We start from the raw sequence: 20605 nt of genomic DNA, 5'->3' as shown, positions 1-20605 counted from the left end.
CGGTACTCACAAAGGATGAAAAATAGTGACAACGGGGGACTGGGTCGAGGCTGATTTCGACGACCTCGAAATTTCCGAGATCGAACACCACGCCGTGCCGCTGCCGGTGGTGGCCATCGTCGGGCGGCCGAACGTGGGCAAGTCCACGCTCGTCAACCGCATCATCGGCCGTCGCGAGGCCGTCGTGGAGGACGTGCCGGGCGTGACCCGCGACCGCGTCACCTACGACGCGAACTGGCGCGGGCGCCGCTTCACCGTCGTCGACACCGGCGGCTGGGACCCCGACGCGACCGGGATGAACCTGCGTATCGCCGAGCAGGCTCAGATCGCGGCCGAGCTGGCCGACGTGGTGCTGTTCGTGGTCGACGCGACCGTCGGCGCGACCGACGCCGACGAGATCGTGGGCTCGGTGCTGCGCCAGTCGGGCAGGAAGATCGTCCTGGCCGCCAACAAGGTCGACAACCAGCAGATGGAGCTGGAGGCCGCCGCGCTGTGGAATCTGGGGCTCGGCGAGCCGTACCCGGTCTCCGCCCTGCACGGGCGCTCCAGCGGCGACCTGCTCGACGTGGTGCTCGACGCGCTGCCTGAGACGCCGCGGCAGACGTTCGAGGTCGAGCGCGGCCCGCACCGGGTGGCGCTGCTCGGCAAGCCCAACGTGGGCAAGTCCTCGCTGCTGAACAAGCTGGCGGGCGAGGAACGCGTCCTGGTCGACCCGATGGCCGGCACCACCCGCGACCCGGTCGACGAGCTGATCGAGCTGGGCGGCAAGACCTGGCGCTTCGTCGACACCGCCGGCATCAGGCGGCGCGACCGTGAGCTGCAGGGCGCCGACTACTACGCCGCCATGCGCACCAGGGCCGCGCTGGAGCGCACCGAGGTGGCGGTCGTGCTGATCGACGCCAGCGAGGTGCTCACCGAGCAGGACCTGCGCATCATCTCGCTGGTGATCGAGTCGGGCCGGGCGATGGTGGTGGCGTTCAACAAGTGGGACCTGGTCGACGAGGACCGCCGCTACTACCTGGAGAAGGAGATCGACCGGCAGCTCGTCCGCACGCCGTGGGCACTGCGGGTCAACATCTCCGCCAAGACCGGCCGCCACCTCGACCGGCTGGTGCCCGCCCTGGAGAAGGCGCTCGACGCCTGGTCCACCCGGGTTCCCACCTCGCGGCTCAACGCCTTCCTCACCGAGCTGGTGCAGGCCACGCCGCCGCCCGTGCGCGGGGGCAAGCAGCCGAAGATCCTGTTCGCCACCCAGGCCTCCATCGAGCCGCCCAAGTTCGTGCTGTTCACCTCGGGCTGGCTGGAGGACACCTACCGGCGCTTCATCGAGCGGCGCATCAGGGAGGAGTTCGGCTTCGCCGGCTCGCCCATCGAGGTGACCATGAAGATCCGCGAGAAGCGCAAGGAGAAGAAGTAGCTCACTCCGGGTGGTTGTGCCCGCCGAGGGCATAGCGGCTGCCGACGCCCTCGTAGGCCAGGTGCAGCGTCATGCCCTCGGCCGCGTGCGTCAGCTCGTGGCAGTGCGCCAGCCACACGCCCGGGTTGTCGGCGTGCAACGCCACCACCCACACCTCGCCCGGCGCCACGTCGAAGCTGTCCATCCACACCGGGGTGGCGGGAATGCCGTTCCTGGACAGCACCAGCACGTGGTGGCCGTGCGGGTGCATGGGGTGCAGGTCGCCGCTGCGGTTCACCACCGTGATCCGCAGCCACTCGCCCTCCCTGACCGGCTGGGCGGGGATGTGCGGCCACACCTCGGCGTTGACCGTGTGCGACAGCAGCGGCAGCCCGCCGCGCAGCGCGATCAGCCGGTCCAGCACCCAGGTGGCCTCCCTGTCGAACCTCGCCGGTACGGCGGGCCCGCGCGAGCCGTACCTGGTGATGTCGAGCACCGGCGTGGCGGGCTCGGGCGGCGCGGCGCCGCCGCCCGGCGTCAGCAGGAGCCCCGTGCCCGGCAGACCCACCGACAGCAGCGCGGGGCGGTCCGGCATGGTGAAGGCCAGGTCGTAGCGCCCGCCCGCGGCGAGCTGGGCCCGCTCGGTGGTCGGCGGCCCCGTCACGTCCACCCCGTCGACGGCTTCGACGGTGTACGGCGTGCCGCTGACGCCCACCGTGTGCGGGCCGTTGTCGGTGTTGACCACGCGCAGCCTGACCTTGGTGCCCGGGGCCACGACCTGCCTGGCGAGGCCGTCGGCAGGGGGTCCGTCCGTGGTGACCGTCAGGGTGCCGCCGTAGGTGTGCAGGGCTACGGGCTCGTCCAGGCCCTGCGGGGCGGCGGGATCTACCGTGAACGTGCCGAACAGGCCCTGGCGCAGGCCCTCGTTCGGGGTCTCGTGGGTGTGGTACCAGTAGCTGCCCGGCTCGGCGGCCCGGAAGCGGTAGACGAACTCGCCGCCTGGCTCGACCGCGTCCTGGGTCAGGCCGGGCACGCCGTCGTCGGCGTTCGGGACGCGGTAGCCGTGCCAGTGCAGGGTGACGCCCCTGTCGGTCAGGTGGTTGCGCAGCCGCACCTCGACCAGATCGCCCTGGCGCACCCGGATCGCCGGTCCTGGTGAGCTGCCGTTGAACGTCAGCGCCTCGACCCGCTTCCCCGAGGCCAGCGTGATCACGGCCTTCTCCGCGGTGAGCGTGAACCGCCTCTGCCCACTCCCACGCACCGTCCCCTGCCCCGCCTCGTCCGGCCGCCCCGCGTCGGCTGGTTGCCGGGTGATGACCGGTTGTCCGGCGTCGGTCGGTTGTCGGGTGGTGGTCGGTTGTCCGGCGTCGGTCGGTTGCCGGGTGATGGCCGATGGTCCGGCGTCGGTCGGTTGCCGAGTGGTGGCCGGTTGTCGGGTGGCGTCGGCCGGTCGGAGGGTCGTGAGGTCCGTTGGGCCGGTCGCGAGGCGGATCTCCGTGGGGCGGGCGTTCCACATGCTCAGGCCGGTCCAGGCCAGGGCGAGCGCGGCGACCGAGACCCCAGCGATCCGCCACGCCCGCCCCGGCGGGCCCTTCCTCGTCAGCATCGACCACGTCGCCGCCGCCCCGAGCGCCACCCCGGCGACGAGCACCCCCGACAGGTACGGCGCGGGCGGATAACCCACGGCCAGCACGACCACCACCCCGGCCACGGCCGCGTAACAGGCGGTCAGCCTGCAGACGGCCGCCGCGACGGGCCGGCGCAGCACCGTGGCCACCCCCGCGCCCACGGCGGGCGGCACCAGCAGCGGAAGCGCGATCAGCACCTTCTCCCCGCCGAACCACCACCCACGCCCCACCAGCACAACCGCCACCACCACCCGCAACCCCGTCACCACCAACGCCGCCCCGAAGACGACCACGGCAACGTGACCACGGGCGCCCGCGACCCCACCCGTGCCCAGGCGCCCACTCCCCACCCCAACGCTCCCCTCAGGCGACGTGACGTGCTGCGGGGCGGTGGCGCTTTTCTTTGGTGGGGTGGGGAGGTGGGAGGCGGTGGTGGCGAACCAGGTTACGGCTGTGAGGATTGCCAGGAGGCGGTCGAGCGCGAGGAGCGCGGCCGTGCTCACACCGCGTCGACGGCCTGGGCGGTCGCGGCCGCGTGCTGCTTGGCGCCCCGGTAGGCGGCGATGGCCGCCCCGAGCAGCCCGAGCCCCACGATGGCGTGGAAGCCGAACACGAACAGGCTGGCGGTGGTCGTCCGCTCTTCGGTTGCCCCGGCCACCTCGGCCAGCGGGAACACCACGAAGATCTGGATCGCCACCAGCACCAGCGGCGCCGCGCACAGCCCGATCAGCTTGCCGGGCGCCTTGGCGATCGCCGCCACGATCGTGGTCAGCAGCGACGCGGCCGGGATGGCGATGATCCCGTTCATCGCGTGCCATCCGATGGCCGCGCCTTCGGGGGTGGTGGGGCGCGGCATCTGGAACGCGCCGAACGTGGCGAGGTAGAACTGCAGGATCACCAGGACGAGTTGCAGAATCGTGAACCAGACGAGAACTCTTCGCATGCGCCCATCGTGAACCCGTCCTGCCCCTCCGTACATGAGTAACCCCTACTCATCTATGAACGGCCCCCGCGGGTTCCGAGTCGGCGGGTCGAGCGGGACGGCGACACGACGGGAGCGTAGGCGAGCTCGACACGACCTCCGGTCCTTGAGGAGCACGCACGCAGGTAGGGAATCCTCGTCCGGCAGGTCGATGTGCGGGCCGATCCCGTCCCCGGTGACCTGCGCGCCCGCGCCCACGCGGGCGGCCGACAATGCGGCCGTAACGGTGGCCGGCCCGCATCACCTGAGTGCCGTGGAAGCGACAGACGGAGGCGGGTGCGGCGAGAAGCGGGTGGGGCGGCTTGCCGTACAGACGCCTCCGAGGAAGAGCGGTGGGAGAGACGCTGTACGGGCGCCTGAGGAAGAGCGGTGGGAGAGACGCTGTACGGGCGCCTGAGGAAGAGCGGTGGGGGAGACGCCCGTACAGGCGCCTGGGCAAGAGCGGTGGGGGAGACGCCCGTACAGGCGCCTGAGGAAGAGCGGTGGGGATGTCGGACGGACGCCCCTGAGGAAGAGCGACAGGGGAGATGCCGTATGGACGGTCCTGAGGAAGAGCGGCGGGAAAAGGGGTGGGAGGGAGATCGGTGGGGGAGATATCATCGGCGGGACAGGCGCCGACGGAGACGAGTAGGCGCGGAGAACGCTGGTCGGAGAGAGCCGCCGGAAGCTGGGAAGGCGGTCCAGCGGTCCGCGACGAAGACACTCCCGAGCCGCGGGGAGGAAATGCCCCGCCGGTCTGACCCCCGTCATCGGGTCGTAGAGGCCGCCACGATCGCGGGCGGCGAAAGTGCGGTGGCACCGGGAGTTCCCTTCTCCCCCGCACTCCCAAGGGGTCATGCACTTCCGTGAGGAGCTGTAATGATCTCTCGTGTACTGTCGGCGGAGCTCTCGGAGCACGCCGGCCAGCGAGTGACGATCGCCGGTTGGGTCCATCGCCGCCGGCTGCTGAAATCCGTGAACTTCCTCGTCATCAGGGACAGATCTGGCCTCGCCCAGGTTGTCGCGAAAAATCGGGAAATGCCGGGGGAGGAGACCGTCGTCCAGGTCACCGGCACCGTGACCTCGAACCCGCAGGCCCCCGGCGGGTTCGAGCTGTCAGACCCCGAGCTCGAGGTGCTCTCGGAGCCCGTGAAGGCCCCGCCGTTCGACCTCTACAGGCCGGGCGTCCCCGCGACGCTGCCCACGATCCTCGACCACGCGCCCGTGGCGCTCAGGCACCCGAGCCTGCGCCTGGCGCACGAGATCTCCGCGGCGAGCGTCGCCGGCTTCCGCGGGGCGCTCGACGGGCTGGGCTTCACCGAGATCCACACCCCGAAGATCGTCGAGTCGGCCACGGAGTCGGGCGCGAACGTCTTCGGCATCGACTACTTCGGCCGTCCTGCCTACCTGGCCCAGTCGCCGCAGTTCTTCAAGCAGCAGCTGGTCGGCGTGTTCGAGCGCGTCTACGAGGTCGGCCCTGTCTTCCGCGCCGAGCCGCACGACACCGCCCGACACCTGGCGCAGTACACCAGCCTGGACGCCGAGCTGGGCTTCGTCCGCGACCACCGCGACGTCATGGCGGTGCTGCGCGAGGCCGTCGCCGGCATGGTCGAGTCGACCAGGGAACGCGTGCCCGCCGCCGCCGGCCTGCTGCCCGAGGTGCCGCGGGAGGTCCCCGCCGTGCACTTCTCCGAGGTCAGCGACGAGCCCGACCTGTCACCCGCGCGGGAGCGGGAGCTGTCGGAGTGGGCGCTGCGCGAGCACGGCACGGAGTTCCTGTTCGTGACCGGCTACCCGATGGCCAAGCGCCCCTTCTACACCCATCCCGAGCCCGGCCGCCCCGAGTACTCCAACAGCTTCGACCTGCTCTTCCGCGGCCTGGAGCTGGTCACGGGCGGCCAGCGCCTGCACCGCCACGAGGACTACGTGCGGGCGCTCGGCGGTCAGACGGGCCCCTACGAGGGCTACCTGCAGGCCTTCGCGTACGGCATGCCGCCCCACGGCGGCTTCGCCCTGGGTCTGGAACGCTGGGCCGCCCGCCTGACCGGCGCGCCCAACATCCGCCAGGCCACCCTCTTCCCGCGTGACCTGCACCGCCTGTCACCCTGACGAGAGCTCGGGAGCGAACTCTGACGGGCGGGGGTGGCGCCCCGGCACCAGGAGCGCCACCGCCGCCCCGGCCAGGCAGATGAACGCCGTCACCAGGAACATCTCGGTGTACTCGGCGTGCAGGGCGGCGTTCACCTTGGCCGTGTACTCGGCCAGCCGTCTGGCGTAGGTGACCGCGTCGACCCCGAAGGGGAGCGGCGTGTCCAGGTGGGCCGTCAGCGCCTGGAAGCGGTGGAAGCCCCACGCCGAGACCGCGGCGATGCCGATCAGCATGCCCATCATCCTGGCCACCACCACACCGGCCGAGGCGACCCCGTGCTGCGCGGGCGGCGTCAGCCGCAGCACCGCGGCCGAGATCGGAGCGATGACCAGGCCGAGCCCGAGCCCGGCCACGATCAGGTCGGCGTCCACCACGAACCCGGCGCCGGCCAGGTCCAGCGGCCACCGGCTCATCAGCGCGTATCCGGCGGTGGCCACCAGCAGCCCGGCCACCGCCACGATCCGGTCGCCGAGCCGCCGCGCCAGCGCCCCGCCGAGCACGGCGCCGATCGGCAGCGCGAGCAGGAAGCGCGCCAGGACCAGCGCCGCGGGCAGTGTTTCCAGGTCGAGCAGCGTCTGCGCGGCGAACTGGACGAACACCATGGTGATCAGCAGCGCGGCGCCCGACAGGAAGCTGACGCCCAGCGCCGCCAGCAGCGGGCCCTTGCGCACGCCGGTGAGGTCGAGCAGCCGCACCGGCGCCCTGACCTCCCACCACACGAACACCGCGGCCGCCACGACCCCGGCGCCGATCAGCGGCAAGCCCCACGGCGGCAGCGCCGCCTTGGCCGGGTCGGGGTTGTAGAGGCCGACGACCAGCAGCCCGAGCGCCAGTGCGAGCAGCAGCCCGCCCACCGTGTCGACCCGCGCCGCCGGGGCGGCACCCGAACGGGCCGGGACCGTGCGGTGGATGGCCACCGCCGCCAGTGCGGAGAGCGGGACGTTCAGCCAGAAGATGGCGTGCCAGCCGCCCAGTTCCACCCCGAGCACCGAGAACGCCGGGATGAGCGCGAGCACCCCGCCGTAGAGCGGGCCGAGCGCGCTGCCCAGCTCCTGGGCCGCCCCGACCGCGCCCAGTGCCACCGGCCGGTCACGCACCTCCCACAGGTCGCCGATCAGCGCCATCGTGATCGGCAGCAGCGCCCCGCCGGCGATGCCCTGGACGGTCCGCCCGGCCACCACCGTCGTCTCGCCGAAGGCCAGCGCCGTCAGCACGGACCCGGCGGCGAAGGCGGCCAGGCAGGCGTGGATCAGGGGACGCCGGCCGTACCTGTCGGACAGCTGGCCGAGTAACGGCATCGCGGCGATGTAGCCCAGCAGGAACCCGGTCACCACCGGCGTGGCCCGCTCCAGGTGGTTCAGCGGGACGCCCACCTCCTGCGCGATGTCGATCAGGACGGTGACCACCACGTACGCGTCGAGCGCGGCCAGCAGCACCACCGCGCCGCCGACGCCCAGGGCCGCGCGTCTCATCCGGCCGGGGGAGTGATCGTGACAGCCGCGTCGTAGTCGGAGAACGTGACGGTCACCGTGCCGTCCGGCAGCGGCAGCTTCACCTTGGTCAGCCTGCTCGAGGCCTTGTCCACCCAGACCTGGCCGTTGACGCCCTGGGTGAGGCCCGGCACCAGCGTGCCGATCACCTGTCCGGGGAACGTGGCCGCCACCCGGTAGGCGCCGCTCTCCTCGGCCTCGACGCGCGGGTCGGTGGCCGTGGACAGCAGGTGCGCGATGCCCTTGGCCGGGTCGAGGATCAGCGACGGGTCGTAGAGCTGGGCCAGGTCCTTCCTGGTCATCTTCTGGAAGCCGCCGGTCGGGCCCTTGAAGTGCACGGTGTCGCCCACCACGGCGAAGGTGATCTCCTGCAGGTTGCCCAGCACGTCGATGGTGATCGTGCCGTCGGCGTCGCCCTTGGCGGTGAGCCTGCCGTCGGCCTTCTTCACGGGCACCTTGGGCTTGCCGTCGGTGGCGATGGAGAAGCTGGCCGACTTGACCGCCTTCATCGCCTCGGCGGACTTCTGCATCAGACCAGGCCCGTCGGGGAGCTCCGAGCCCCCGCCCGAGCAGGCCGTCAGGAGCGAGAACAGCAAGACGATCAGCGCTTTACGCAGCATGCCCGGATCGTAGCGAGCGCCCGGACACCGCCGTGAGCCGAAGCCGATATCGGTTAGGTGTCAGCGCAACTTCTTCAGGTGCTCCACGATCGGCTCGTAGGCCGTCTCGATCGCCTCGAGCTGGTCGTCGGTCAGCCGGTCGATGAAGTGCTCGCGTACGCTGACCACGTGGTCGGGCGCGACCCTGCGGATCGTCTCCCAGCCCTGCTCGGTCAGCACCGCGAAGGTGCCGCGCCGGTCGTCGTGGCAGTCTTCCCTGGCCACCAGGCCCTTGGCCTCCATCCGGGAGATCTGGTGCGACAGGCGGCTGCGCGACTGGATCGTGGCGTCGGCCAGATCGCTCATCCGCATCCGCCGATCGGGGCTCTCCGACAGGTTGACCAGGATCTCGTAGTCGTTGAGCGACAGGGCATGCTCCTGCAGCTCGCGGTCGAGCCGGTGCATGAGGAGCTTGTGCAGGGCGAGGTGGGTACGCCAGGCACGCTGCTCAGCGGGTGATAGCCAGCGAGGCGCGCTCATGATCCCCAATCTAGCGCACGTAGAGTGATCCGATATGGGTGAGAGTCTGGGCACTGTTGTGGTGGCAGGGGCCGCGAACCTGGCCATCGCCCTGGCCAAACTCGTGGCGGGCCTCATCAGCGGATCCGCCGCAATGCTATCGGAGGCGGCGCACTCCGCGGCCGACACCGTGACGGAGTTGCTCCTGCTCGTGTCGGTACGGCGAGCGGGCAAACCCGCCGACCGCCGCCACCCCTTCGGGCACGGCTCCGCGGGATTCCTGTGGGCGATGACCGCGGCCGTGGCGACGCTGGTCGGCGGCGCTGGGTTCTCCATCACCCACGGCTGGCACACGATCATCCACGGCGAGCAGCTGGAGGACCTCAGGCTCTCCTACGTCGTGCTGGCCGTCTCGTTCGTGATGGAGGGGGTCTCCTTCCTCAAGGGCCTGTCGCAACTGCGCGCCGAGGCGGGCAGGCACGGCGTCGGCCCGGTCCAGCTGGCCATGCGCACCTCCGACACCGCGCTCAAGGCGGTCCTGCTCGAGGACAGCGCCGCCCTGATCGGCCTGATCCTGGCGGCCATCGGGCTGCTCGGCTCGCAGCTGACCGGCTCGGCCGTGTGGGACGGCGGCGCCTCCATCGCGATCGGTCTGCTCCTGCTGGCGATCGCGCTCAGCCTCATCGCCGCCAACGCCTCGCTGCTGATCGGGCAGGCCGCGCCGCCGCAGCGGGTGACGGAGATCCGCGCGCTGCTGCTCGCGCAGCCCGAGGTGGACGACGTCGTCGAACTGCTGACGATGTATCTGGGCCCAGGCAGCCTGCTGGTGGCCGCCAAGGTCGACTTCTGCGACGAGGCCACCGTCGCGGGGGTGGAGATCGCCTGTGATGAGATCGACCGGCGGCTGCGCGAGCACATCCCCGGGATCACCCAGGTGTTCCTGGACCCGACGCCGACCCGGCGCCGGGCTAGCTGAAGTGCATCACGATCGCGAGCCCGACCACGTGCATGAGCACGACGAAGACGATGAGGAAGACGAACACGAACTTCGCCGGCCCGTGCTCGAACGTCTTGCCTTCCTCGAGGGGCCTACGCGTCGCCATCCGGTCGGCAATGCGCTCTTCGAGGGGTTTGCGGTAGAACATGCCATTCAGCCTATCCGCGGGATGGGTCGCCTCCCTATCGGGACGTCAGTGATTGCGGTCACCACGATGTCCGGCTGCTCCTCCCACTCCACCAGGTGGAGCCCGTCCCAGTCGGGCTCCCGCGCGCCCATCGCGTCCAGCGTCAGCTCGCCGCGCTTGATCAGCGCCTCCTTGCGCGCCCACAGGCGGATCAGCTCGCGGTTGCCCGTCACCCGGGCCCGTTCGCCCGCCGTCAGCGCCCGCCCGGCCAGCGCCTCGTCCAGCGGCCCCTCAGGCACGCGCTCGGCGTCCACCCCGACCCGGCCGGGCCCGGCGGCCGCGCACACGTAGCCGCGCGTGTGGCTCAGGCTCACGCCGATCAGCGGCTCCTCCGCCAGGTACGGCCGGCCGTGCCCCGGCCCGTGCACGTCGCAGTGCTGCAGCAGGGTGAGCCCCGCGGGGTCGGTGCCGAGGAGGTCGGCCGCGCACAGCCGTACCAGCAGGTGAGCGGCGACGAACGACAGCCGGTCGGCCTCGAACCTGAACCGGGCCGCGCGCTCCCGCTCCACCTCGGTCAGCCACGCCTCGGGCGCGCGGACCTCCTGCGGCCTGCCGCCCATCGCCACCGCTTCACCCATGCGGGTGAGGTTACTTCTTCTTCTGGTCGGTCGGCTTGCTGCCGTCCAGGTTGTACTGGTCCTCCTTGGCCGCGCCGAGCACCGTGACGTCCTGGATCTTCCACACGCCCTGCTGCTTGACCAGGGTGATCTTCAGATGCGAGTCCTTGACCGAGCGGATCGCCTCCGACGTCTTGACCTGCTGGTCGACCACCACGATGGCGTGCGCGGAGCCCTCGTCGGCGTCGGCCAGGTAGACCTCGCGCACGTTGGCCTGGGAGACGGCCTTCAGCTTGACGATGACCTGGGCCATCGCCCCGCCGAACGCCTCGTCGTAGGTGGCCAGGAAGTCGCCCGTCGCCATGGCGGTCAGGGCCGTCCTGGTCTTCTGCAGGTCCTGGTAGTCGTAGCTCAGCAGCGTCTGGCCGAAGGAGTGGGCGGCCCTGGACACCTCCAGGCGCAGCGCCCTGTCGGTCTCCAGCTGCGCCAGCGACTCGCGCGCCCGGTCGGCGGACACCCACTGGATCGCGGTCGTGGCGGCCAGCGCGAGCACCACCAGGACGGTGGCCGCCCCGACCATCCACACCCACGACTTCCGCGGCCCACCCCGCACGGCCGTCCCGGCTTCCGCCTTGTCGGTGCCGGTCGCGGTCTCGTCGCTAGGCTCTGCCTGGTCGTCCTCGGCGGCCGGGGTCTCTGCCGGGGCGGGCTCGGCGGCCGGGGTCTCTGCCGGGGCGGGCTTGGCGGCCGTCCACTTCTTGCGGACGACCCTCCTGGGGGCCGGGGTCTCGACCTCCTCGGCGACGGTCTCGGCGAGATCCTGCTTCGTGGTCATCCGTTCTCCTCACGGCGGCGAGCGGCCCGGCCCACCGCGATCCAGCCCACGATGCCACCGCATGCCGCGATCGCGAGGAATATCGCGACAATCAGCGGCACGGTGTTCAGCGGCGTGTGGGAGGCGGCCTCCTTGGCCGCCATGGTCGCGGTCGGACGCGAGCCCTCGGCTTTCCTGCTCGGCTCCGGCTTGGCGCTGGCCTGCTGCTGGGTGTTCTGGTCGGTCGAATCGTCCTGGTACGGCCTGGCCGCGTCGTGCGCCACGTCGTCCACGGCGGCGGGATCGGTCTTGTCCACCGGGGCGTGCGGCGGGCACGAGCGCAGCTTCTCCATGCGCGGCTGGCCGAGCGTGTTCTCGTACTCCTCGGCGGGCTTGGGCGCGCCGGGGACGCTGAAGATGAAGGAGCTGCGCCCGTAGACGCTGCCGTCGGGCCGCACGTCCTTGATGTCGTCGGCCAGGCTCAGCGCGGTGGGCACGATGGCCAGCAGGTGGTTGACGTTCTTCGCCGTCTCGGGGGAGAAGAGGGGCTTGTGCGGGGTCCCCAGCGCCGTCAGCAGGCAGGAGAAGCCCGGCCTTGACTTCTTGATGGCCTGGTCGAGCTGCCCGAACACGGTCGGTCCCTGGTCCAGGAAGGTGTTCAGGTCGGCCCGCGACTCGCGCAGCGCCGCCGTGAGCGTGGCGGTGTCGGTGATGCCCGAGGCCAGCTCATCCTTCCTGCCCGCCAGGGTGTGGGTGAGCTGGGTGAGCTGCACCGACAGGTCGTCGAGCAGCTGGGAGTTGTCGGCCAGCGTGCCCGTGATGTCGTGCGCGTCGTCGATGATCGACCTGATCGACGGTGCGCGGCCCTCCAGCGCCACCGACAGCTCGTGTGTGATGGTCTTGGCGTCCTTGGGCGGGACGGCGTTGAGCAGCTTCCCCACGCCCTGGAAGAGCTTCTTGTAGTCCAGCGGCACGTTCGTCTTGGTCAGCGGGATCACCTCACCCGCGGCCAGTGACTGCCCGCCCGCCCCGGTCTTGGGCGGCGACAGCTCCACGTAGGGCTCGCCGATCGCCGACTTCCTGCGGACCTCGGCGGTGGTGCCCTTGGGCAGGCGGATCTCCTTGTCGATGTCCAGCCCGACCACGATCTTGCCGGGGGCCAGCCGTACGTCTCCGATCCTGCCGACGCGGACGCCCAGGTAGGCGACGTCGAAGCCGCGGATCAGGCCGGGGGAGGAGATGAACTCGGCCGAGATCCGGTAGGGCTTGGTGATCGCGTCGAGCTTGATGATCGTGCTGAACGCCCAGACTGTCATCACGATCCCGAGCACGACGAAGAACCCGAGGTTCAGCCAGATTCTGGGTCTCATTTCGGCGGCTCCCACAGCAGGCGGAAGTCCTTGAGCTGGTTGGGCAGCGGGCCGGTGTCGAGCTTGGGGCTGTTCGGCAGCAGACCGCTGTGCTTGGGCAGCAGCAGGCCCTTCAGCCACAGGTAGATGAGCACCTGCCCGTTGACCGTGATGGGCGGCGAGTCCAGGAACTCCTGGATGCCGGACACCAGCCGCTTGAGGTCCTCCTTGCCGCGCAGCATGGCCGCGGCGATCGCGTCGATCTCGCGCAGCAGCTTGCGCAGCCTGGCCGCGTGCCGCGGGTAGACGGTGAGGTTGGCCTCCTTGGCCAGGTTCGTCAGCGCGATGATCGCCTTCTTGATGTGCTTACGGCCGTGCGCCAGGCGGGCGGTCACGTCGGCCAGCGAGCCCGGCAGCCTGTCCAGCTCCTTGTCGCCCTTGGCCAGCTGGTCGCCCAGCTTGGCGATGGCGTCGATGGTGGTGGCCATGTCCTTGCGGGCGGCGGAGTAGGCGTCGGTGACCTCGGCCGTCTGCTTGATGAGCGTGTTGAGGTCCTCGCCCTTGCCGCCGATCGCCTTGGAGCTCGCGTCGAGCAGCGCGTTGATGTCCTGCGCGCCGAGCGCCTCGATGAGCGGGCCCGCCTTCTCGGTGACCTGCTCGATGTCGGGCTCCACGGACGTCTCGGTGATCGTGGCGCCGCTGGTGAGGAACGGCCCGCTCGACAGGTCCCTGCCCGGCGGCGGCGTCAGCTCGACGTAGTTCTCGCCGAGCACCGAGGTCTTGGCCACCGTGGCCGTGCTGCCGACCGGCACCGGGTGGTCCGACTCGATCGACATCGTCACCTTGGCCTGGTAGCCCTGCAGCTGGATACCGGTGACGGTGCCCACCCGCACGTCGGAGATCTGCACGCTGTGCCCGGCCACCAGGCTCTGCACGTCGTCGAAGGTGGCGTTGAGCGTCAGGTCGCCGGTGGTCGAGCCGAGCGTCTGGAGCGAGCAGGACGTGGTGATGCTCAGCGCCAGGATCCCGGACACGAGGCGGGCCTTCATCGTGCCCCCTGCTTGTTCTGGAAGGGGCAGTTGCTCAGGCCGCCGGGCAGGCACGGCACCTTGCCCAGGTTCAGCGACTGGAACAGCGGGGTCAGCCACGCCCTGGTCATCGCGTTGAGCACCACTCTGATCTTCAGCACGTGCTGCTTCTTGTCCCAGGAGGAGACGATCACGTCGGCGAAGTCGGCGGCGCCCTTGATCGCCTGGGCCGCGTGCTCGCTGTTGGCCCGCACCGTCAGCACCAGCTCGGCCAGCGTGTTGGCGGCCTGCGGCAGCCGCTCGGAGTACTCCTCGATGATGATGTCGCCGCGCTGGACGAAGGTGGCCATGCCGGAGATGAAGCCGCGGATGCGCTGCCGCTCCTCGGCCAGGATGGCGCTGGCCTGGGAGAAGGAGTCGATGGCCTCGGTCACCTGGCCCTGGCGGTTGTTCAGGCTGGTGGCGATCCTGTTCAGGCCCTTGGCCAGGTCGATGAGCTGCTGGTCCTGCTTGGACAGGGTGTCGGTGAGCTTGGCCGTGTCGGCGATCGCGTTGTTGATCGTCTTGCCGCGGCCGTCGACGCTGTCGGCGATGTTGCTCGCGACCTTGCCCAGCTTCTTGGCGTCCAGCGCGTCGGTCAGCTTGGTGAACGCGTCGAGCGCGTCGTCGATCTCCACCGGCAGGTCGGTCCGCTCCAGCGGGATCGTCGCGCCGTTGGCGAGCTTCTGGTTGCCCGGCTTCCACGGCGGGTAGAGCACCACGTTGCGTTCGCCGAGGGTGTTCTGCGGCGCCACCACGGCCTTCACGTCGGACGGCAGCGGCACCTCCGGGTTGACCGACAGGTCCACCCGCACCTTGTCGCCCTCGATCCGGATCCGTTCCACGTATCCGGCGTCCATCCCCATGACCTTGACGCGCGCCTGCTCGTACAGCGACGGCGCCTTGGAGAAGATCGCCACCAGATGGTATGGCTCCCGCCCCACGAACGAGCAGCCGCCGGTGGCCACGAGGAGCATGACCGCCACGCACGTCGCGAGCAATCGCCGGGTCCCGGTCATCGGTCGTTCTTCCTGTCCTTGGCGATGGCGGCCAGCACCTCCGGGTTGATGGGGCCGAGGCCCGTGGCTATGGCCTCGAGCCACGGGCCCTCGCCGCCCATGGTGGACAGCCCGTAGAACGTCGGGCCCGCCCATCCGAGCAGCGAGTTCAGCTGCTTGGTCCCGGTGCTGAGCCGGGTGGTGATGGCCCGGTTGTCGTCCAGCACCTGCACCAGCGACTTCTCGTGCTCGTTGATCAGCCGGGTGGTGCTCTGCACCAGGTCGCTGCCGTCGCCGAGCAACTGGCGCAGCTCGTTGCGGCGGAGCTTGAGCTCGTTGAGCATCGCCGAGATCGCGTCGATGAGCCGGCCGATCTGCTTGTCCTTCTTCTCCAGCGTCTTCATGATCTTGGAGCCGTTGTCGAGGAGACGCTGCAGGTCGGGTTCGCTCTTGCTGATGGTGTCGGACAGGTCGCCGATGTTCTTCAGCAGCTTGGTGATGCGCCCGCGCTTGCTGGTGTCGATCTTGCCGAGCTCGGTGAGCAGGTTGTCGATCTGCTTCTTGTCCAGCTTCTGCACCAGGTGGGTGGCGTCGTTGATGGCGTCGTTGATGAGCGTGGGCACCCCGGTCCGCTCGACAGGGATCCGCCGCCGGCTCTCGGGCAACTGGTCGACGTAAGGGGCGGACACGGGCCCGGTCAGCTTGACGTAGCGGCCGCCGAGCAGGTTGGACAGGGAGATGTCCGCCCTCGTCTGGCGGCCGAGCCGTACGTCGGAGTCGACCTTCCAGATGACGATGACTTGGCCGTGGTCGTAGTCGGGGCGCACCTCGGTGACCTTGCCGACCTTCACCCCTGCCACCCGGACGTCGTTGCCGGTGCGCAGGCCGCCCGAGTCGACGAACGTGCCCGACATGTAGTAGCCGCCCTCCAGCAGGCCCAGGTTGCCGACCAGGAACGTGCCCACCAGGACCGTGGCGAGCACCGCCATCGACACCAGGCCGACGACGATCTTGTTGCGGTCGCGGAAGGACTTCAGCGCCATCACTCACCCACCATGAGCTTCTGCAGGTCCTTCGTGCTCTGGACCCTGGTGTTGCCGCGCAGCGGCGGCGGCGTGCTCATCGGGTACGGGCACGGCGCCTCGCCCAGCGCCACGCAGGGCACCGCGGTGACGAAGTAGTGGCCGCGGTTGACGGTGGTGTAGCCGCGGGCCAGCGACGGCGGGAACGCGTCGACCACCTTCTGGATCTCGTCCACGTGCCTGCGGATGCCACCGGTCAGCCCCGCCAGCCGCTCGACCAGCGCGCCGAGCTCGTCGGCGTTCTTGCCGATCACCTCGTTGGAGGTGTGGAAGGTGGTGGTGAGCTCGACGATCGAGTCGTCGATGAGCTTGCGGTTGGCGTTGAACGCCTCCGACAGCGTGACCAGGTTGTCGACGAGCTGCTCGATCTGCTTGTCGCGGGCGGCGACCACGCCTGTCACCGTCCCGTAGTCCTTCAGCAGCTTCTGGATCGTCTGCTTGCGCTCGTTGATCGTGCCGGTGATGTCGTTGACGTTGTCGAGCAGCCTCGGGATGTTCTTGTCGTTGCCGTGCAGGGCCTTGGCGGCGGCCGTCAGCAGCTGGTTGATCTGGTCGGGGTCCAGGCTCCTGGTCAGCGGGCCGAGGTCGCTGACGAGCTGGCCGATGTCGACCACCGAGGAGGTACGCGCGATGCGGGCGCCCGGGCCCAGCCTGTCCTGGGCGGTGCCGGGGATGAGGTAGACCACGCGCAGGCCCACCGCGTTGCGCCAGCGGATGGCGGCCTCGGTGTCGGAGGGCACCTTCACCGCGTCCTGCACCTGCATGGTGACCTCGGCGCGGCCGTTGACCACCTTGATGGTGTTCACCTGGCCGACCGGCGCTCCGGCGATCTTGACCTGGTCGCCCTCGTGCAGGCCCGACACGTCGTCGAAGGTCGCGATGAGCTCGTACCCGCCGCCGGTGTTGATGCGGGCGATCTGCACGATGATCAGCGCGACCAGGCCGAGCGTGGCGGCGAGGAAGATCACGAAGCGGACGAGCGTCCACCGGCGGATCCTGCGTACCCTGGAGACGGCCACGGTCAGTCCCTCCCCGTGGTCGGCCCGCACGAGCCGACGATCAGCTCGCACACGTCCGTGGCGACGAACGCCTCGATTTGCAGCTGGCGGGTGTCACCCGGGCCCTTGGCCTCGATGAGCTTGTTGAGCAGGGTGACCAGCTTGTTGTAGCCGCGCACGCCGTCGCCGGCCAGGCCGAGCTGGGCGTAGATGAGCGCGGCCACCCGCTCGCCGGAGTGCACGCCGGCCCGCAGGTCCTGCCGGTGGTGCTGCAGCCCCACAGTGCCCTGGTCGGCGATCGAGGTGAGGTAGGCCAGCAGCGCCCGCACCTTGTCGGCCCGCTTGAGCAGGTCGGGGGTGATGACGTTGACGTCGGAGGAGATCGAGACGATGTCGTCGCCCTTGTCCTGCAGCGCGGTGGACAGGGCGGCCGCGTCGTGCAGGAACTGCCTGGCCCGCTGGCGCTGCCGGTGCGCGACGCCGATCACGGTGCCGGCGTCGTCGATCAGCTCGCGCAGCTGGCCACCCTTGCCGTCCAGGCCCTGGGCCAGGGTGTGCACGATGACGGTGACCTCGCGCGGGTCGACCGCGTTCAGCCCGCGGTAGGCGTCGCCGAGCGTGTCGGACAGGTCGAGCGGGTCCTCGGTGCTGGTGATGACCGCGCCGTTCCCCAGGAACGGGCCGGTCGACTCGCCGGAGCCGAGCTTGAGATCGATGAACTTGGGGCCGAACACCGAGGTCGGCTCGATGGAGGCGACGGTCGACTGCGGCACCTTCACGCCGGGCTGCACCAGCATGGTGACCACGGCCTTGCCCTTGCCGTCCAGCGACACCTTCGACACGTTGCCGACGGTGATGCCGCGGATCTTGACGGGGGAGTGCGTGTCCATGCCCTGCCCCGCCCGGCCGAACACCGCGGCGATGCTGGTGCCGCGCAACTCCTGCGCGCTGCGGACGATGAAGAACGTGGCACCGGCGAACACCAGCAGCACGACCAGCGAGATGGCGACCCGGGTGAGCAGGGGGAGCTCGAAACGACCCATCGGCTCACCCCGTCAGCTTCACGCTGCCGCCGCCACCCCAGAACAGGTACGACAGGAGCAGGTTGAGCAGGACGATCGTGACGATCGACTGCCGGATCGCGCGGCCCGCGGCAACCCCGACGCCCACCGGCCCGCCGGAGGCGTAGAAGCCGTGGTAGCAGTGGATGACGATGACGGCGAAGGCGAACACGCCCACCTTGGCGACGCTGTAGATGATGTCCGTCACAGGTAAGTACAGGTAGAAGTAGTAGTCGTAGACGCCGGGCGCCAGCCCGAACAGCACCGTGCTCATCAGCCGGGTGGCGAAGAAGCTGGCGAACAGCGCGATCAGGTAGATCGGCATCAGCGCCAGCAGCGCGGCCACCACCCGGGTGCAGATCAGGTAGGTGAAGGCGTTGATGCCCATCACCTCGAGCGCGTCGATCTCCTCCGAGATCCGCATCGCGCCGAGCTCCGCGGTGAAGGCCGAGCCCACCTGGGCCGCCAGCGCGGTGGCCGCGATGATCGGGGTGATCTCGCGGACGTTGGCGAAACTGCCGACCAGGCCCATGAACGACTCCGCGCCGATGGCCTGCAGCCCCTGGTAGCCCTGCAGGCCCACCGTGGCGCCCACGACGAAGGCCATCGTGAACACCACGAAGATCATGCCGCCGCCGATGATCGTGGCGCCGACGCCGATCACCACGTCGCTGACCTGCCGGAGCACGACCTTGGTGTACTTCAGCCTGAGCACGATGTCGCGGACGGAGTAGAACAGCACCTTCCACACGAACAGGGGCCAGTTGGCGAGCCTGGCGAACCGCTCCGCCAGCTCCCGGCCCGAGCCGGCGATCCTGAGGCCTGCCGTACGCGTGACCATCACAGCGACCTGGGCGGATAGGCGAGGAAGTACACGGCGGAGATCACGTAGTTGAAGGCGAAGACCAGCATGAACGTGATCACCGTCGCCTGGTTGACCGCGCGGCCCACCCCGACGGGGCTGGTCTCGCAGGTCATGCCCTTGTAGCAGGCCACGGCCGCGGCGATGAAGCCGAAGATCCACGCCTTGAGCAGCGTGACGTACAGGTCGGAGGCCACCACCAGCGACAGCGCGCCGTCGAAGTACGCGCCGGGCGTGACGCCCTGCACGACCACGTTGAAGAAGTAGCCGCCCGCGGCGCCCGACAGGATGACCAGCGGGCACAGGCACACGGCGATCGTGCTGGCGGCCCACATACGCGGCGTCACCAGGCGGTGGATCGGGTTGACCGACATCACCTCCATGGCGGCCAGCTCGTCGCGGATGTGCCTGGCGCCCACGTCGGAGGTCATCGCGCTGCCGCCGGCGCCGGCGATCAGCACCGCCGAGGCCAGCGGCGCCACCTCGCGGATCAGTCCCACGAACACCGCGCTGCCGGTCGCCGAGGCCGCGCCCAGCTGCCAGGCCAGCTCGCCCACCTGCAGCGCCACGGTCGCGCCCAGCGGGAGCGAGACCAGCAGCACGGGGACGCTGGTGACGCGCGCCAGGAACCAGCACTGGTCGACGAACTCCCAGAACCAGCTCCTGACATCCCAGCTGCGGCGCAATCCCTCAAGGACGATGACGAACAGGTCACCCACCTGGCCCAGCACGGACCCGGCCTTGCGGCCGACGTATCCGGACAGGGCCATCAGCACCCCGCCCGCGTGCTTGTTGCCGTCATGACCACCTCATGGAACCGGCCGACTACGGATTCGATACCTTACTGACGGGTTGTCCAGTAAGTCGATGCTTCGGATGGAATTTGAGGAAAAGGTATGAGACGCAGGTCACCTGTTGTCACGCAACCACGAAACGTAATCACTATGAGATGTGCGGTTTTCTGACAGGTACGGCAAGCCGCCCGCCGTCCTGGGCTGACGCTGCTACTCCGCCGCAGGCGGTCCGAGGCGGTAGGACGTGGGAGGCGCGTCGTGCTCCTTGCGGAAGGCGCGGTAGAAGGCCGAGCGGGTCTGGAAGCCGCTGGCGTGGGCGATGCGGTCGACGCCCCAGCCGGTGCCGGCCAGCAGCCGCCGGGCGTGCGCCACGCGCAGCCGGGTGACGTACTCCCACAGCGGCATCCCGAAGACCTGCTTGAAGGTGTGCGCCGCGTAGACCGGATGGACCCCGGCGGCCCGCGCGATCTCCGCCACGGACAGATCCTCGGTGTAGCGCGTGGCGGCCACGACGAGCAGCTGCTCGGCCGCGCGGGCCGGCATCGGCGTCGCACCCGCGGCGGGGCCGGCCTCGTGCGCCAGCCGGGCCAGCCTGGCGTACATCTCGAACCTGCACACCTCGGACACCGTGGGATCGGGGGTTCCCGACAGGTTCTCGATCCACCGGGACAGCAGGAACCGGTCGTGCGGGGCCTCGGACGGCCTGCCGTACAGCAGCTCGCCGCGGACGAGGCGGTCCAGGGCGGCGCGCAGGGCGTGCTCGCCGATCACGGTGCTCAGCGGCATCGTGGCCCACAGGAAGTCTGCCCCGCCGTCGGCGAGCAGGCGGTGCGGGTACCCGCCCCAGAACACGACCAGGCGGCGCCGGGGCAGCGTGAGCGTGCCCAAGGGCATCGCGTAGCTGACCGTGCCGGACAGGACGAGGTTCAGCTCCAGCTCGGGGTGCAGGTGCGGGCGCGGCATCGGGTCGGCGCCGCCGCGGCCGGCGAGCAGTCCGTGCATGGCGACATGGGGCACGCCCACGACGATAGAGACCTTGAGGATCGGCGACATGGCGGCCCCTCGCGCGGGATGCCGGGGCAGGGGGAGCGCCGTGA

20 protein-coding genes are annotated in these 20605 nt (G+C 70.1%); 3 read left to right on the top strand and 17 right to left on the bottom strand.

Features of this window, described 5'->3' with window-relative positions:
* The first annotated feature begins 25 nt into the window (after positions 1–25).
* Complete coding sequence (gene der, locus KIK09_RS05235) at positions 26–1417, top strand: ribosome biogenesis GTPase Der (RefSeq protein WP_214317459.1); 1392 nt, start codon at positions 26–28, stop codon at positions 1415–1417.
* A 1-nt stretch (position 1418) separates the two neighbouring features.
* Here the strand turns inward: der and KIK09_RS05230 are convergent, their stop codons facing one another.
* Positions 1419–3374 carry a multicopper oxidase family protein gene (locus KIK09_RS05230; protein WP_214317458.1) on the bottom strand — a complete coding sequence of 652 codons (1956 nt, stop codon included), beginning with the start codon at positions 3372–3374 and terminating at the stop codon, positions 1419–1421.
* Positions 3375–3523: 149 nt separating this feature from the next.
* Entirely contained in the window at positions 3524–3967 is a 444-nt protein-coding gene (locus KIK09_RS05225) for a DUF6220 domain-containing protein (protein ID WP_214317457.1), read from the bottom strand.
* A gap of 897 nt (positions 3968–4864) precedes the next feature.
* Here KIK09_RS05225 and aspS point away from each other — a divergent pair.
* The gene (gene aspS / locus KIK09_RS05220; protein ID WP_214317456.1) at positions 4865–6094 is read left to right on the top strand and encodes an aspartate--tRNA(Asn) ligase; all 1230 of its coding nucleotides are present in this window, start codon (positions 4865–4867) and stop codon (positions 6092–6094) included.
* On the opposite strand, the gene KIK09_RS05215 is transcribed toward aspS, so the two are convergent.
* From KIK09_RS05215 to KIK09_RS05205, 3 genes are read right to left on the bottom strand one after another with little or no spacing between them, the layout of a single operon-like run.
* The gene (locus KIK09_RS05215; protein WP_214317455.1) at positions 6086–7606 is read right to left on the bottom strand and encodes an MFS transporter; all 1521 of its coding nucleotides are present in this window, start codon (positions 7604–7606) and stop codon (positions 6086–6088) included. The two genes, aspS and KIK09_RS05215, sit on opposite strands and share 9 nt — an antisense overlap.
* Positions 7603–8244 carry an LppX_LprAFG lipoprotein gene (locus tag KIK09_RS05210; RefSeq protein ID WP_214317454.1) on the bottom strand — a complete coding sequence of 214 codons (642 nt, stop codon included), beginning with the start codon at positions 8242–8244 and terminating at the stop codon, positions 7603–7605. The genes KIK09_RS05215 and KIK09_RS05210 overlap by 4 nt, the downstream gene beginning before the upstream one ends.
* Before the next feature lie 60 nt (positions 8245–8304).
* Entirely contained in the window at positions 8305–8763 is a 459-nt protein-coding gene (locus KIK09_RS05205) for a MarR family winged helix-turn-helix transcriptional regulator (protein ID WP_214317453.1), read from the bottom strand.
* A gap of 34 nt (positions 8764–8797) precedes the next feature.
* Between KIK09_RS05205 and KIK09_RS05200 the strand changes: the two genes are divergently transcribed.
* Complete coding sequence (locus tag KIK09_RS05200) at positions 8798–9718, top strand: cation diffusion facilitator family transporter (RefSeq protein ID WP_214317452.1); 921 nt, start codon at positions 8798–8800, stop codon at positions 9716–9718.
* Here the strand turns inward: KIK09_RS05200 and KIK09_RS05195 are convergent.
* From KIK09_RS05195 to KIK09_RS05140, 12 genes are all read right to left on the bottom strand, one after another.
* The gene (locus tag KIK09_RS05195) at positions 9711–9887 is read right to left on the bottom strand and encodes a hypothetical protein (RefSeq protein ID WP_214317451.1); all 177 of its coding nucleotides are present in this window, start codon (positions 9885–9887) and stop codon (positions 9711–9713) included. The genes KIK09_RS05200 and KIK09_RS05195 overlap by 8 nt on opposite strands.
* A 5-nt stretch (positions 9888–9892) precedes the next feature.
* Positions 9893–10504 carry a 4'-phosphopantetheinyl transferase family protein gene (locus tag KIK09_RS05190; protein WP_250572519.1) on the bottom strand — a complete coding sequence of 204 codons (612 nt, stop codon included), beginning with the start codon at positions 10502–10504 and terminating at the stop codon, positions 9893–9895.
* Positions 10505–10514: 10 nt separating this feature from the next.
* On the bottom strand, positions 10515–11318 hold the full coding sequence (locus KIK09_RS05185) for a hypothetical protein (protein ID WP_214317450.1): 804 nt from the start codon (positions 11316–11318) through the stop codon (positions 10515–10517).
* Positions 11315–12667 carry an MlaD family protein gene (locus KIK09_RS05180; RefSeq protein WP_214317449.1) on the bottom strand — a complete coding sequence of 451 codons (1353 nt, stop codon included), beginning with the start codon at positions 12665–12667 and terminating at the stop codon, positions 11315–11317. Before KIK09_RS05180 ends, KIK09_RS05185 begins: the two co-directional genes overlap by 4 nt.
* Positions 12664–13695 carry an MCE family protein gene (locus tag KIK09_RS05175; RefSeq protein WP_214317448.1) on the bottom strand — a complete coding sequence of 344 codons (1032 nt, stop codon included), beginning with the start codon at positions 13693–13695 and terminating at the stop codon, positions 12664–12666. Before KIK09_RS05175 ends, KIK09_RS05180 begins: the two co-directional genes overlap by 4 nt.
* Complete coding sequence (locus KIK09_RS05170; RefSeq protein WP_214317447.1) at positions 13692–14732, bottom strand: MCE family protein; 1041 nt, start codon at positions 14730–14732, stop codon at positions 13692–13694. The genes KIK09_RS05175 and KIK09_RS05170 overlap by 4 nt, the downstream gene beginning before the upstream one ends.
* Positions 14729–15754 carry an MlaD family protein gene (locus KIK09_RS05165; protein WP_214317446.1) on the bottom strand — a complete coding sequence of 342 codons (1026 nt, stop codon included), beginning with the start codon at positions 15752–15754 and terminating at the stop codon, positions 14729–14731. The genes KIK09_RS05170 and KIK09_RS05165 overlap by 4 nt, the downstream gene beginning before the upstream one ends.
* Positions 15754–16842, bottom strand: coding sequence for an MCE family protein (locus KIK09_RS05160; protein WP_308163929.1), 1089 nt, complete (start codon positions 16840–16842; stop codon positions 15754–15756). The genes KIK09_RS05165 and KIK09_RS05160 overlap by 1 nt, the downstream gene beginning before the upstream one ends.
* The gene (locus KIK09_RS05155; RefSeq protein WP_214317445.1) at positions 16815–17834 is read right to left on the bottom strand and encodes an MlaD family protein; all 1020 of its coding nucleotides are present in this window, start codon (positions 17832–17834) and stop codon (positions 16815–16817) included. Before KIK09_RS05155 ends, KIK09_RS05160 begins: the two co-directional genes overlap by 28 nt.
* Positions 17835–17838: 4 nt before the next feature.
* Positions 17839–18693, bottom strand: coding sequence for an ABC transporter permease (locus KIK09_RS05150; protein ID WP_214317444.1), 855 nt, complete (start codon positions 18691–18693; stop codon positions 17839–17841).
* Entirely contained in the window at positions 18693–19484 is a 792-nt protein-coding gene (locus KIK09_RS05145) for an MlaE family ABC transporter permease (RefSeq protein WP_214317443.1), read from the bottom strand. Before KIK09_RS05145 ends, KIK09_RS05150 begins: the two co-directional genes overlap by 1 nt.
* A gap of 234 nt (positions 19485–19718) precedes the next feature.
* The gene (locus KIK09_RS05140; protein WP_214317442.1) at positions 19719–20561 is read right to left on the bottom strand and encodes a helix-turn-helix domain-containing protein; all 843 of its coding nucleotides are present in this window, start codon (positions 20559–20561) and stop codon (positions 19719–19721) included.
* Positions 20562–20605 lie beyond the last annotated feature (44 nt).

The sequence above is a fragment of the Nonomuraea sediminis genome (assembly GCF_018531495.1).
Classification (GTDB): Bacteria; Actinomycetota; Actinomycetes; order Streptosporangiales; family Streptosporangiaceae; genus Nonomuraea; species Nonomuraea sediminis.
The sequence above is the reverse complement of the archived record's forward strand: the minus strand, read 5'-3'. Positions and strand labels throughout refer to the sequence as shown.

Bases quoted from the DNA above. Each gene is read 5' to 3' on its own strand.
- KIK09_RS05225 (WP_214317457.1), bottom strand. From the start codon at position 3,967: ATGCGAAGAGTTCTCGTCTGGTTCACGATTCTGCAACTCGTCCTGGTG.
- aspS (WP_214317456.1), top strand. From the start codon at position 4,865: ATGATCTCTCGTGTACTGTCGGCGGAGCTCTCGGAGCACGCCGGCCAG.
- KIK09_RS05215 (WP_214317455.1), bottom strand. From the start codon at position 7,606: ATGAGACGCGCGGCCCTGGGCGTCGGCGGCGCGGTGGTGCTGCTGGCC.
- KIK09_RS05210 (WP_214317454.1), bottom strand. From the start codon at position 8,244: ATGCTGCGTAAAGCGCTGATCGTCTTGCTGTTCTCGCTCCTGACGGCC.
- KIK09_RS05205 (WP_214317453.1), bottom strand. From the start codon at position 8,763: ATGAGCGCGCCTCGCTGGCTATCACCCGCTGAGCAGCGTGCCTGGCGT.
- KIK09_RS05200 (WP_214317452.1), top strand. From the start codon at position 8,798: ATGGGTGAGAGTCTGGGCACTGTTGTGGTGGCAGGGGCCGCGAACCTG.
- KIK09_RS05195 (WP_214317451.1), bottom strand. From the start codon at position 9,887: ATGTTCTACCGCAAACCCCTCGAAGAGCGCATTGCCGACCGGATGGCG.
- KIK09_RS05190 (WP_250572519.1), bottom strand. From the start codon at position 10,504: ATGGGTGAAGCGGTGGCGATGGGCGGCAGGCCGCAGGAGGTCCGCGCG.
- KIK09_RS05185 (WP_214317450.1), bottom strand. From the start codon at position 11,318: ATGACCACGAAGCAGGATCTCGCCGAGACCGTCGCCGAGGAGGTCGAG.
- KIK09_RS05180 (WP_214317449.1), bottom strand. From the start codon at position 12,667: ATGAGACCCAGAATCTGGCTGAACCTCGGGTTCTTCGTCGTGCTCGGG.
- KIK09_RS05175 (WP_214317448.1), bottom strand. From the start codon at position 13,695: ATGAAGGCCCGCCTCGTGTCCGGGATCCTGGCGCTGAGCATCACCACG.
- KIK09_RS05170 (WP_214317447.1), bottom strand. From the start codon at position 14,732: ATGACCGGGACCCGGCGATTGCTCGCGACGTGCGTGGCGGTCATGCTC.
- KIK09_RS05165 (WP_214317446.1), bottom strand. From the start codon at position 15,754: ATGGCGCTGAAGTCCTTCCGCGACCGCAACAAGATCGTCGTCGGCCTG.
- KIK09_RS05155 (WP_214317445.1), bottom strand. From the start codon at position 17,834: ATGGGTCGTTTCGAGCTCCCCCTGCTCACCCGGGTCGCCATCTCGCTG.
- KIK09_RS05150 (WP_214317444.1), bottom strand. From the start codon at position 18,693: ATGGTCACGCGTACGGCAGGCCTCAGGATCGCCGGCTCGGGCCGGGAG.
- KIK09_RS05145 (WP_214317443.1), bottom strand. From the start codon at position 19,484: ATGGCCCTGTCCGGATACGTCGGCCGCAAGGCCGGGTCCGTGCTGGGC.
- KIK09_RS05140 (WP_214317442.1), bottom strand. From the start codon at position 20,561: ATGTCGCCGATCCTCAAGGTCTCTATCGTCGTGGGCGTGCCCCATGTC.